Genomic DNA, 11,526 nt, shown 5'->3' with positions numbered 1-11,526 from the left:
GGTTAGTCGTTTTCCGTTTCTTCTTCGACGTAATAGGTTTCCTCGGCGACATGCATGGGCATGACCACCACGAGATAGCCTGAATCCTCTTTCCCAGTGATCTTACAAGGGCCTTCAACCCCGGTGAATTCGAAGGTGATCATTTCGGATTGGAAATGAGAGAGGACTTCGATCAGAGTGGTTGTGGGAAAAGCGATTTTCTTGAGATCCCCGCTGTACTCAACGCCCAAGGATTCCGTCGCTTCCCCTGTTTCCTGCCCCTGACTATACACGATCATTTCGGTGGAATCAAAAACGAAGTAGGAGCAGCGCTGATTTTCGGTGTTAAACAGGGCCACCCGCTCAAGGGCATCCAGGATCTCGTCGCGCCCGATGTTCAGCTTCGAGGTTTCGTTCTGGAAATTTGATAAGAAAGTTTCATACTTGGGAAATTTATACGTACTCAGCGGGAGACTGAAAATTTCGTTTTTCTTGCCGTTGGTGAAAAAAAGGCGCTTTTGATCGATGGTGAAATAGATCTCATCGCTGCTGAGCCATTTTTTGAGTTCCAGGAGGTAGTTTTTCGCGATGAGAATGCCGCTGTCCTCCCCCTCATCGTCTTGAGGCAAGATAGCATGGATATCGGGATTTAAAAAGCGCATCAGCGCGAATTGGTGCCCATTGAGACCACAGGCCTCCACAGCCTCGCTGTTGGGCCAAGGGGTGATCTTGAGGCAATTCATGCCGTTCATGCTTTCGTCGTCCGCTACGCAATACGTGATACGGTTGATGATTTCCTTGAGGAAATCCCCGGACCACAGCACCGCCTCATCCTCGGGAAAGGCGGAAAAAGGTTGAAACCATGAGGCGTCGTTGGTCGGGAGTTTGTATTTGCGCCTTCCCTGCTCCAAAAGGACGTGGTCCTCGCTGTCCGCTGCATGCAGGGTGATCTCGCCGGGAGGAAGTTTCCGGAACAGGTCGTAGAATTTTTTCCCTGGGACTCCGATCAAGCCGGGAGTTTCGACCTGGGCCGGATAACTGCCGCTGAATTCGAGTTTGGAGTCCGTGGACATGATCGTGAGGTGGTTGTCTTTGGCCTCAAGCCAAATGGTGCGCAAAAAAGCCGCTCCAGTTTTCATGGGGATGATGCCGGCTGCCTTTTGAAATCCAGAGAGAACTTGTTCTTTACTGATTCTTACTAACATAGTTCTTCCTTTAGTCGTTGTAATTAGGGGCGGTTTCTTTGTGCATTTCTTATTTAAGTTCCTAAAAATATTTATTTTTTTCTTGTAAAAGATGTGAACAGTATGGTGACATATCGCACACCGGGCAAGGGGTCAGGGGTGTTGTTCAGCCAAACTGTGACATTGGTGTTTCAAAGTGTTGAAAAGTGTGTTCGTTTCATGGTTAATTTTCTGTAATTTTTGTACTTTTTTTATACCGTGCATGACGGTGGTGTGGTCGCGACCCCCAAAGAGTCGCCCAATCTGGGGGTAGGACAGCCCCAGTTCCGAACGACACAGGGCCATGGCTATTTGCCGGGCAAAAACAATGCTCCGCAGACGCCTTGCCCCGCGCAGGTCCTGGTAGGTGATCCCAAAATGGGTGGCGACGATGGTGAAGATGTGTTCGGGAGACACGGCTGTTGGTTTGCTGGAATCCAGGCTGCCGATGATCTGAAACAGCGCCTCGTCGTTGAGTTCAGGGGAAATGAGTTCCTTATAGGCGCAGAGCTTTGTTATTACACCTTGTAAGTACCTAAAATCTTTAAAGTGTTGCCCGAGGAGCAAGATGTGCCTCCGGCTGAGGCCGAGGCGCTTTTTTTGGTTAGCGGTGTGCAGATATTGGACGCGGAGCTCCAGGTCCGGGGTCTTGAGATGGACCATCAGCCCCCATTCCAGACGGGAAAGCAACGTTGGTTCCAAAAAACCGCATTCCGGGAGTTTGCCGCGGCAGGCAAAGGCGAGTTGGCCGCTTTGTTCGTATTGGGCGTTGAAAATGAGCAGCAATTCGGTTTGCAGGTAGTTGTACAACTGCAGCGACTGCAGGTCATCGATCAGCAAGAGGTGGGAGGCGATCAGGGAACTCCGGGCCATATCCCCACCGGCCTCTTTGTAAAAGGTGTGCAGATCGTCGACCGTAAAATAGAGAATTTTTTGTTCCGGAAACCGATCGCGAAAGGCCTGGGCCATCGCTTTTAAGAGATGGGTTTTGCCGGTTCCGGAGCCGCCGCTCAGGACGAGGGGGTTGTATTTTTTCCCCGGCGCAGCGATGGCCTCACGGGCCGAGGCGTAGGGAAAGTAATTTTTTTTATTTGTTAGAAAATTTTCAAAAGTGTAGCTGTCTGAACCATTGGTGGGAGGCGTGTGCTTGCGCGGGGCCACCAAAGAGACGTGCTGGGCCGTGGTGCTTCCTCCTGGTTGCGGGCAGGCGTAGCGCAGTGCCGTGGCGCTTCCCAACGTGTCGGCCACCGCCTGCTCGAAATCGGTCTGGAAGGCTGCAATGAAAGGGTCGTGGAAAAAGGCGTGGGGAAAGCCGATAACAAGGGTGAACGGTTGTGAACGGACGGTGAAATCGAGCGGGTCAAACCAGCGCCTGATTTCAGTTTCAGAGCGGGTTTGCGCCAGATGGGAACGCACGATGGATTTCAGTTCATGTGCAGGAAGATGCCAAACCGGTTTGTTTGCAGACATGAGTGCTTGATTGCTTCCTGGCCTGAATTGGGATAATTTGCCACGTTCCGCAAGGGGCACAGCGCTTTTTGCAGGCGCACGTCGCAGGCGGTCATGTAGACTTTATGAACAATGACGGGCTGTTTCATCCGAGAAGCAGCCCAGATTCGGTGTATAAGAGAATGTGTGGAGGAATCAGATGGCGACGCAAGTGACCAAAACGTTGCAAGAAATCAACGCGCGAATCGAGAAGGGCAAGGCTGTAGTGCTCAATGCCCGGGAAATGAGCAAACTAGTCCGGAGTGAGGGGAAGGTCAAGGCAGCCAAAGAGGTTGACGTGGTCACTACCGGAACATTTTCGCCGATGTGTTCTTCTGGCATGGTCTTTAATATCGGGCAGCAACCGCCGACGATGAAGGTTTCCCGGATGTGGCTCAACGGCGTGCCTGTCCATTGCGGCCTGGCGGCAGTAGACGCCTTTCTCGGCGCCACTGAACCAGCCGAGGACGACCCACTCAACAAAGTGTATCCCGGGCAATTCAAGTACGGCGGTGGCCATGTCATCGAGGATTTGATCCGTGGCAAGACTGTTCATATGAAGGCCGAAGCCTATGGAACGGACTGCTATCCCCGCACAGCGCTGGAAAAGGATGTCACCCTCTCGAGTTTCAAAAATTGCTGGATGTTCAACCCGCGCAACGCCTATCAAAACTACAATTGTGCCGTGAATCTGACCAGCCGGACCAAGTACACCTACATGGGACCCTTGAAGCCGAATCTGGGCAATGCAAACTTTGCCACAGCCGGAGAACTCAGTCCCCTGTTCAACGATCCCTACTTCAGGACCATTGGGCTGGGGACCAGGATATTTCTCGGGGGCTCGGTGGGCTATGTCCTTGGTTCAGGGACCCAGCACAATCCAAAGCCGTCGCGCAATGAGCGCGGTATTCCCCTGACCCCGTCCGGAACCCTTATGGTCAAGGGCGAAATGGCGGGCATGGATCCCCGTTTTGCCCGTGGTGTGAGTATTGTCGGTTATGGGTGCTCCCTGTCGGTCGGCCTCGGAATTCCTATTCCCGTGCTCAATGAGGATATTGCCTGGTATACCGGGGTATCGAACAGTGAGATCCACATGCCGATCGTTGATTACGGCCACGATTATCCCCAGGGCGTGGGCCGGATTCTGCAGCACGCCAGCTTTGAGGAATTGTTAGGGGGGGAAATTCAAGTCAACGGCAAGAGTGTTCCCACCGTCCCTGTCACCAGCGCCACGTATTCGCTGGAAGTGGCCGATACCTTGAAGTCGTGGATTGAAAAGGGCGAGTTCCTGTTGACTGAGCCCCAGGAGAAGATCTGCTCTGAGTGATGCTGCGGATGCAAACAGGATCCACGCCCTGCGTGACAGAATGCGGGGGCTGCAGCCCGGTGTCATAGCCGTTTCCGGCGGGATCGACAGCCGGTTCTTGTGGGCCGCCGCCTGCCGCTTCGAACTGGATTTCCAGCCGGTGTTTCTCGTCGGTCCGCACATGACCGCTTCAGAAACCGAGTGGGCCAAGGGGGTTTTGGGCCGGGCGGGGCACGTCCTGACGGTGGATCCTTTGGCCCATCCGGCTGTACGGCAGACCCAGATCTCACGCTGTTTTCACTGCAAGTACGAGAGCTTTGCCAAACTTCGGGCCTGGGGGCTGGCCCACGGCAGACCCTGGGTGCTCGAGGGCAGCCAAGAGTCCGATGGCCAGGCCTTTCGGCCAGGGCGTCGGGCCTTGCGTTTCCTTGGGATCAAGAGTCCCTTGGCTGATGTCGGATTGAGTAAAACCGAGGTGCGCGAAATCGCTCGTGACTGGGCGCTTGACTGGCCGGACCAGCCGTCGCGTCCCTGTTTGCTGACGCGCTTTGCCTACGAAACAGTGGTCACGTGTTCAGCATTGCGCCGAGTGGAGGCCATTGAAGACCGTCTTTTTCGGATCGGCCTGCGGTATTTCCGGGTCCGTGTGGTTCCAGAAGCTCCCTGGATCCTGCAAATCACCGCCGAGGAGACCGAGGTGTTTGAGCACAACCGCACCGCCATTGCCGATGTCTTTGCGGCACACGGGAATAGTCCGTGGCGTTTGGAACGCACGGCAACCCTTTCCGGGTATTTTGATCAACCATGACTGCTTCCGTGTATTTCTGGAATCTCAGAACGTCGCGCAAGGCGCCATATGACGTTCGATTGCGGCGGCTTTTGAAACGCGTTGGCCTCAACAGCTGTTTTGAGCCAGGCCACTTCGTTGCCGTGAAGGTCCATTTCGGGGAAAAGGGGGCCACCGGCTTCCTGTCCCCTCTATGGCTGAAGCCGTTTTCCAGATTCATCACCAAGGCCGGAGGGCGTGCCTTTTTCACCGACACCAATACCCTCTACGTCGGGCAACGCGGCGAGGCGGTTTCCCATAGCCTGCTGGCCGCCGAACACGGCTTCGATCCCAATATCCTCGGAGCGCCGGTTCTCATCGCCGACGGTCTGCGCAGCTCCCACGAGCAAGCGGTCCCTTTTTACGGCCGTCACATCCAGACCGCTTACATTGCCGGAGATATAGCCGCTGCTGACACTATGCTGGTTGCCAGTCACTTCAAGGGGCACGACCTGGCCGGTTTTGGTGGAGCGCTGAAAAATATCGCCATGGGCTGCGCCTCGCGTCGGGGAAAACTCCAGCAACACAGCGGATTGGCTCCTCGGGTCAATCACCATCTTTGCACAGGCTGCGGCCAATGCCTTCCGGTGTGTCCTGCTGGTGCTTTGACGATTGACAGCCAATCGAAGACTCTTTTATTGGACACGGCGCAATGTATCGGCTGTGCGGCTTGTATCCTGGCCTGCCGGCATAACGCGCTCCAGGTCGATTGGACGAGTTCGGTCACCGCTTTTCAGGAGCGTATGGCCGAATATGCTGCTGCTGTCGTGGGCTGTTTCAGCCAACCGCTGGTCTACGTCAACTTTGTCACCCAGGTCACGCCAGGGTGTGACTGCATCGGACACAGCGATGCCCCGATCTGTCCCGATATCGGGATCTTGGCCTCCAGGGACCCGGTAGCGCTGGACCAGGCGAGCTGCGATTTGGTGAACCAGTCCCCGGCCCTGACGTCGAGTGCCTTACCGGAATCCTGCGGTCCCGGAGACGATAAATTTCAGGCTGTGCACCCGGAGACCAATGGTGGCCATCTGCTTGCCTACGCGGCCGAACTCGGTCTGGGGACCCGGGGCTATGATCTGCATGTCGTTTCCTGATTCTGTCACGAAAAGCTCCTGGTGTTTTAAAGAGATATTGTTGAGGGGCAGGGATTTGGGGAGTATTGTGGACCCTGGTTGGGGTCACACCGTTAGGGACTGGACAAAAGACACCATTTCGGGATAAAAGACACTCTTATTTTTTGGAAAGGAGGAACTATGTCGCGCCATAAGAAAATCGAACGGAAACGAGAAATCGACCGCCGTCGCCAACGGCGCAAGAAACGCATGAAAATGCGGATCAAGGAAGCGAAGGCTGCCGCTGGCAAGGCTTAAGTCTTGACATCCGTTCCCTGTTGCTTATCTATGCGCACGTAGGGAAATTTTGTTCGAGGATGTGGAGGTAAGCCCAATGCCCATCTATGAATATTGTTGCGAGGACTGTCAGCAAGTCTTTGAGGAATGGCAAAAGGATTTTGAAGAGCGGCAGATGCCGTGCCCTGTTTGCGGAGGGAATTCGAAGCGATTGATTTCGAACACCTCTTTTATCCTCAAGGGCGGTGGATGGTATGTCACGGACTACGGTCAGGGGACAGCCAGCGCCAACGGCAACGGGAGCAAGCCGAGCGAATCCACGAGCGACTCCAGCACGGCGTCCACTGAGACATCGTCCAGTTCGAATACCTCGTCGGGAACGAGTTCGTCATCCGCGCCCGAATCCAGTTCTTCGTAACATCCCATACGTACCGCCAAAGGCAGCCACCGGCTGCCTTTTTTTTGCCCCCCTGTCGGATTGTTCATATTTTGGAGGCATCGCCCGATGATTGATCGCTATTCCCGTCCGGAAATGACCCGGCTGTGGAGTTTGGAGAACAAATTTCGTGTCTGGCTTGAGGTCGAGCTGGCTGTCTGTGAGGCGTGGCATGAACTCGGGATCATTCCCAGTGAGGAGATGCAACAGATACGCCAACGGGCGGATTTTGATCTCGAACGTATCCTGACGATCGAGAAAGAAACCAAACACGATGTGATCGCCTTTCTCACGGCTGTGGAGGAGAAAGTCGGCCCTGCGTCACGCTATATCCATCTCGGGTGCACCTCCTCGGATATTGTCGATACGGCCAATGGGGTTTTGCTCAGCCGTGCCGGACATATGGTTCTGCAGGCGTTGGATGAATATCTCAAGGCCTTGAAAACACTGCTTCAAAAGCATCGAGGACGGGTGGTCATGGGGCGCACCCACGGTGTTCATGCGGAACCGACCAGCCTGGCCTTGAAACTGGCAGGATTCTATGCCGAGGGCGTTCGGCACAAAAAACGGTGGCAGCGGGCCCTGAAAGGGATCGAAGTCGGCAAGATTTCCGGGGCCGTGGGGACGTATGCCCATCTTGGGCCCCAGGTGGAAGCCATTGCCTGCCGCCATTTAGGTCTCCGGGTGGATCCGATTTCGACCCAGATCATTCAGCGCGACCGGCACGCCGAGTATTTCAGCACCCTGGCACTTATGGCCGGGGGCATCGAACGTTTCTGTGTCGAGCTGCGCCATCTGCAACGCACCGAAGTCCGGGAAATCGAAGAGGGGTTCAGCAAAGGGCAGAAAGGGTCCTCGGCCATGCCCCATAAAAAGAATCCGATTTCAGCGGAAAATTTATCCGGCCTGGCCCGCCTGGTACGTACGAACGCCTTGGCCTCGATGGAGAATATGGCCCTGTGGCACGAGCGGGATATCAGTCATTCCTCGGTCGAACGGGTGATCATGCCTGATTCGACCACCGTGATGGACTATATGCTGCACCGGCTGACGGGCATGCTCCAACGGCTTCAAACCTTGCCGGAGAATATGGACCGCAATCTGGATCTTTCCCATGGGTTGTTTTTTTCGCAGCGGGTGCTCCTGGCACTGGTTGAAAGCGGATTGGAACGGCAAAAGGCGTATGAAATGGTCCAGCGCGTGGCCATGGCCTCCTGGGAGGCGGGCACGTCGTTTCCGGAACTGGTCCGGGGTGATGCGGAAATCACCGCCCACCTGACGCCGCAAACCCTCGATGAACTCTTTGATACCGGCTATTATTTACGGTACGAGTCCCTTATCCTTGATCGGGTCTTTGCCACTGAAGCGAGCGACGAGATTGAGTGACAGGACCGGCAGCATCGCGGTTTGCCACTGAGGCATCTTTCGACTCGCGATGTTCCCCCGGGAAGCGAAGTGGGGCGGAGGGCCTCTGAAGAAGCACAATGTTCGCCCTTGATTTTTTGGGGCCGAATCACGACGAGAGGAAAGGATTCCATAATGCACAACCCCAAGCAGCGTCTGGCGCAATTACTGCTCGAGAAATCGTACATCGAAGGGGAAGTGACCCTCACCTCGGGACGCAAAAGCGATTACTATTTCGATTGCAAACAAACCGCCCTGCACGCCGAAGGCGGCTATTTGCTGGGAACTCTCTTCCTGGATCTGTTACCCCTTGATGTTCAGGGGGTGGCCGGGATGACTCTGGGCGCCGACCCCTTGGTCAGCGCAGTGAGCGTCTTGTCGCATATCCAAGGACGTGGACTGCCAGCCTGTATTGTTCGCAAAAAGGCCAAAGGGCATGGGACCAATCAGTTTCTGGAGGGGATGGCCAATTTTTCCGATGGGATGCGCGTTGCAGTACTCGAAGATGTGGTCACCACCGGCGGGAGCCTGTTGACCGCCTGCGAGCGGGTTGCAGCGGCCGGGTTGGAGATTACCGGGGTCTATTGTGTCCTTGATCGACTTGAAGGCGGGCGGGAGCGGTTGCGTGATGCTGGCTATTCCCTGACGGCACTGTTTACCAGGGATGAATTGCTCCGCGCTGGCCGGGGGGAAGATGTATGAAGTGGAGCACTGCTCAATGCTGGGGAGGCATTGTCCTGATCCTCGTCCTTTTTTCAGCATGTACCTGGCGGCAGGCGGAACAGACCCTGTGGCCGGATGTGAGCCATTCGCATGCTGCAACCACGGCCGAGTGGACCAGGATGGGGCAGATCTATTCCGGGCTCCAGACCCGGATCCGCATCCGGGCAACGTATAAAAGTGAGCCGTGGAGGGATTCCTTTGTCCGCCGCTGGGAAGCGGAGTACGGCCTTTCTCCTCAGGAATCGGCGGCCATGCAGGACGCGCAGAGCCAGGAATACCGCCAGGGAGCGACCTTTGTCGTTGCTTTGTCGAGTAGTGATTCGAAGCTGGCCCAGCTGGATTGGTCTGACGGGTTATGGCGCTTGCAGCTGGTTCATTCCGGCAACCGGATCGACCCGGTGGACCTGCGCCCCCTGGAGTGGCCGCATCCCAAACTGGAAACCTTCTTTCCCTATGCCAAGCCCTGGCTCCAATTTTACGAAGTCCGCTTCCCTGTTGTCGTGGAGGACGGGCCGTTCCAACTTTTGCTTGGCGGACCGGGGGGGCCGATACGTCTGCAATGGGACACCGCTTCGCCCTCCTAGCCGGCGCTTGGACCACTTTTATCCTTTGTTTTTTTCCGTCACCAGCCCCTGGCTGGGAGGTGCCCCCCGTTTCGCCGGAGCATGGCCCGGCCTGTTTTTTGGTGGTCGAAAAAGCCGAGCAGCGGCTGGTGTGGACAAACGCCACATCAACGCAGTTGGTTTGGCAATGCTCCACCGGCAGCAGCGGCGGGGACAAATGGCGCGAAGGAGATCTCGCCACCCCGGAAGGGGTGTATTTCATGACCCGTCGTCAAACAGGACTGCCCGAAAAACTCTACGGCAACCTCGCCTTTCCTTTGAATTACCCCAATCCGGTCGACCGGTTGCGCGGGAAAACCGGGTACGGCATTTGGCTGCACGGTCGGGGAAAACCTCTTGTTCCCCGTGACACCCGGGGATGCATCGCCCTGCGGACCCCGATGCTCAAGCGACTTTCCTCCCTGTTCGCTCTGCAGCGCACGCCCGTGTTCATCGGTGAGACAGCCGCCTCCGAGTTCTCTGTGGCTGAGGCCAGCACCGAAAACGAGCTTGTCCGTCAGGTGCAGGCTTGGGCCGAGGCTTGGGAAGCACGCTCCGACACGTTTTTTTCCTTTTATGCCCCCTCGAAATTCAGCCGAGCCCACGATGCGCCTTTTGAACGCTTCCAGCGCCGCAAAGAGGACCTCTTTGAGCGCTATGACTGGATCGAACTCGAAATTGGGCCTGTTCAGGTGCTTCCCGGCCCAGGGTATTGGGTCACCGTCTTTGAGCAGCATTTCCGTAGCCCGAGCTATTCGGATATTGGGGTGAAACGGCTGTACTGGCAACATTCCTCGCAATGGAAGATCGTCGGAGAGGAATGGGTGCCGGGGACGTGGGAGCCCCCCAAGTGCAAAAATCCCCTGCCTTGAACTGACCAGATCCTTTTGTGTCCATTACGGCTCTGGCTTTGCGCAGCCTATGGGCATGACCAAGCTCTCCTCCTTTTCTGATTTTTTCCAACGCTCCGGAAATCTGGCGTCATGCAATGTTCTGCCGCTCTCCACGAACTGGCCCAGTACCGGCCCTGTCCCGGGCGGAAGGCAGCTACCATTTTGTCATTCGCGTATAAGTGTTTAGCTTTTTTTATTTTTTATTCAGGATCCAAACTTAACATTTATGCCACTTTTCGCTACAGAACGAATGGGGGACACAAAAAACGACAGGGCGTCTTTGACGCTGATGAAAAGGGGGGACTGTGGGGACCTATTTCGTGAACCTTCCCTTGCGGTATATACAAAGTCATCCAAAATACTTGGATTTTTTTATCGAGAACGGTCTGGCCCCGGAAATCGGGCTGGACACGGTCTCGTTGCAGTACGACCTCTCGTGGCACGCGGAGGTTGCCGATCAATTGGCCGCTGCCGGTCTCTCCTGTGCCGTCCATTTACCGTTCGTCGATCTCCAGCCCGGAAGTCTGGACCCGCTTATTCTGGAGGCTACCCGGACCAGGTTGCGTCAAGCCCTCGAAGTAACAGCTGTTTACAATCCTGAGCATCTCATTGGCCACGCCCACTTCACCCCGATGTATGAGGAGCATTTTTCTCAATGGCTGGGACGTTCGGTGGTGACCTGGACCCAATTTCTGGACGGCTGGCCGGATCATCCTCCGTTGTTTTTGGAAAACACCTGTGAGCAGGACCCGGGGTTGTTAAATGACCTCTTGATCGAACTCAGCGCCCACGATGTCGGATTCTGCTTGGATATCGGGCATTGGCACTGCTTTGGAGGGGGATGTCGCCGCAGCGATCTCGGACATTGGCTCCAATCCCTGAGCGCTTTTTTGCAACATGTCCATCTGCATGACAACGAAGGGGAGATGGACACCCATCTTGGTCTGGGTGACGGAGGGGTTCCTTGGGAGGAATTCTTCGACGGGCTCCAGTACCTTGAATTGGCCCCGGGCGTGACCCTGGAGCCGCATTGCCTGGAAGATCTCCAGCGCAGCCAGCGTTTTATGCAGGAAAATCCCTCCTGGTTCTCTCGTCTTGGAGTGACCGTCCCGGCCTGATGCGAGCGTGCAGGGCACTGGACGCGCAGCATTTCGTTTTGTGTTGAAACACCTTCTCTCCCTGCCCGTTTAAAAAGACAAGGGACCCTGCGAGCGCGCCAACCTCGCACTCGTGGCTTGAAAGAGTATTTTTCTGGGCCGCCTCCGGGAACGGGAGGGGGCCGTTGTCCGCTTTGTTG

The 11,526-nt window shown here is 55.7% G+C and carries 11 protein-coding genes and 1 pseudogene; 9 read left to right on the top strand and 3 right to left on the bottom strand.

The annotated features are described in order from the left end of the window. Positions 1–2 precede the first annotated feature (2 nt). Both dnaN and DRET_RS12380 read right to left on the bottom strand, forming a co-directional pair. Positions 3–1,184, bottom strand: coding sequence for a DNA polymerase III subunit beta (gene dnaN / locus DRET_RS12385; protein ID WP_015752887.1), 1,182 nt, complete (start codon positions 1,182–1,184; stop codon positions 3–5). A 132-nt stretch (positions 1,185–1,316) separates the two neighbouring features. Beyond that, positions 1,317–2,672, bottom strand: coding sequence for a DnaA ATPase domain-containing protein (locus DRET_RS12380; protein ID WP_015752886.1), 1,356 nt, complete (start codon positions 2,670–2,672; stop codon positions 1,317–1,319). 178 nt (positions 2,673–2,850) lie between these two features. Between DRET_RS12380 and DRET_RS12375 the strand changes: the two genes are divergently transcribed. The 4 genes and pseudogenes from DRET_RS12375 to DRET_RS13985 form a co-directional block, all read left to right on the top strand. Next, positions 2,851–4,017, top strand: coding sequence for a homocysteine biosynthesis protein (locus DRET_RS12375; protein ID WP_015752885.1), 1,167 nt, complete (start codon positions 2,851–2,853; stop codon positions 4,015–4,017). Beyond that, positions 3,986–4,804: an ATP-dependent sacrificial sulfur transferase LarE gene (gene larE, locus DRET_RS12370; RefSeq protein ID WP_482156192.1), complete on the top strand. Its 819-nt coding sequence runs from the start codon at positions 3,986–3,988 to the stop codon at positions 4,802–4,804. The genes DRET_RS12375 and larE overlap by 32 nt, the downstream gene beginning before the upstream one ends. Continuing rightward, positions 4,801–5,916, top strand: coding sequence for a DUF362 domain-containing protein (locus DRET_RS12365; RefSeq protein ID WP_015752883.1), 1,116 nt, complete (start codon positions 4,801–4,803; stop codon positions 5,914–5,916). The genes larE and DRET_RS12365 overlap by 4 nt, the downstream gene beginning before the upstream one ends. Positions 5,917–6,268: 352 nt before the next feature. Continuing rightward, positions 6,269–6,361 (top strand): annotated as a pseudogene (locus DRET_RS13985) (FmdB family zinc ribbon protein); the annotation flags it as partial. An 80-nt stretch (positions 6,362–6,441) separates the two neighbouring features. Here DRET_RS13985 and DRET_RS13980 read toward each other — a convergent pair. Continuing rightward, positions 6,442–6,597: a hypothetical protein gene (locus tag DRET_RS13980; RefSeq protein WP_244147944.1), complete on the bottom strand. Its 156-nt coding sequence runs from the start codon at positions 6,595–6,597 to the stop codon at positions 6,442–6,444. Positions 6,598–6,676: 79 nt separating this feature from the next. On the opposite strand from DRET_RS13980, the gene purB reads away from it, so the two are divergent. From purB to DRET_RS12335, 5 genes are all read left to right on the top strand, one after another. After that, a complete protein-coding gene (gene purB / locus DRET_RS12355; RefSeq protein WP_015752880.1) occupies positions 6,677–7,993 on the top strand; it encodes an adenylosuccinate lyase in 1,317 nt (438 codons plus the stop codon). Between the two features lie 153 nt (positions 7,994–8,146). After that, positions 8,147–8,713 (top strand): orotate phosphoribosyltransferase, encoded by a 567-nt coding sequence (pyrE, locus tag DRET_RS12350; protein WP_015752879.1) that lies wholly within the window; start codon positions 8,147–8,149, stop codon positions 8,711–8,713. Continuing rightward, entirely contained in the window at positions 8,710–9,318 is a 609-nt protein-coding gene (locus DRET_RS13845; protein ID WP_015752878.1) for a hypothetical protein, read from the top strand. The genes pyrE and DRET_RS13845 overlap by 4 nt, the downstream gene beginning before the upstream one ends. 59 nt (positions 9,319–9,377) lie before the next feature. Then, entirely contained in the window at positions 9,378–10,208 is an 831-nt protein-coding gene (locus tag DRET_RS12340; RefSeq protein WP_167317809.1) for a L,D-transpeptidase family protein, read from the top strand. Positions 10,209–10,534: 326 nt separating this feature from the next. Further along, positions 10,535–11,347 (top strand): sugar phosphate isomerase/epimerase family protein, encoded by an 813-nt coding sequence (locus DRET_RS12335; protein WP_015752876.1) that lies wholly within the window; start codon positions 10,535–10,537, stop codon positions 11,345–11,347. Positions 11,348–11,526: the final 179 nt, after the last annotated feature.

This window comes from Desulfohalobium retbaense DSM 5692 (assembly GCF_000024325.1).
Taxonomy (GTDB): domain Bacteria; phylum Desulfobacterota; class Desulfovibrionia; order Desulfovibrionales; family Desulfohalobiaceae; genus Desulfohalobium; species Desulfohalobium retbaense.
The sequence above is the reverse complement of the archived record's forward strand: the minus strand, read 5'-3'. Positions and strand labels throughout refer to the sequence as shown.

Coding starts and splice junctions, on each gene's coding strand:
- dnaN (WP_015752887.1), bottom strand. CDS start 1,184: ATGTTAGTAAGAATCAGTAAAGAACAAGTTCTCTCTGGATTTCAAAAG.
- DRET_RS12380 (WP_015752886.1), bottom strand. CDS start 2,672: ATGTCTGCAAACAAACCGGTTTGGCATCTTCCTGCACATGAACTGAAA.
- DRET_RS12375 (WP_015752885.1), top strand. CDS start 2,851: ATGGCGACGCAAGTGACCAAAACGTTGCAAGAAATCAACGCGCGAATC.
- DRET_RS12365 (WP_015752883.1), top strand. CDS start 4,801: ATGACTGCTTCCGTGTATTTCTGGAATCTCAGAACGTCGCGCAAGGCG.
- DRET_RS13980 (WP_244147944.1), bottom strand. CDS start 6,597: ATGGGATGTTACGAAGAACTGGATTCGGGCGCGGATGACGAACTCGTT.
- purB (WP_015752880.1), top strand. CDS start 6,677: ATGATTGATCGCTATTCCCGTCCGGAAATGACCCGGCTGTGGAGTTTG.
- pyrE (WP_015752879.1), top strand. CDS start 8,147: ATGCACAACCCCAAGCAGCGTCTGGCGCAATTACTGCTCGAGAAATCG.
- DRET_RS13845 (WP_015752878.1), top strand. CDS start 8,710: ATGAAGTGGAGCACTGCTCAATGCTGGGGAGGCATTGTCCTGATCCTC.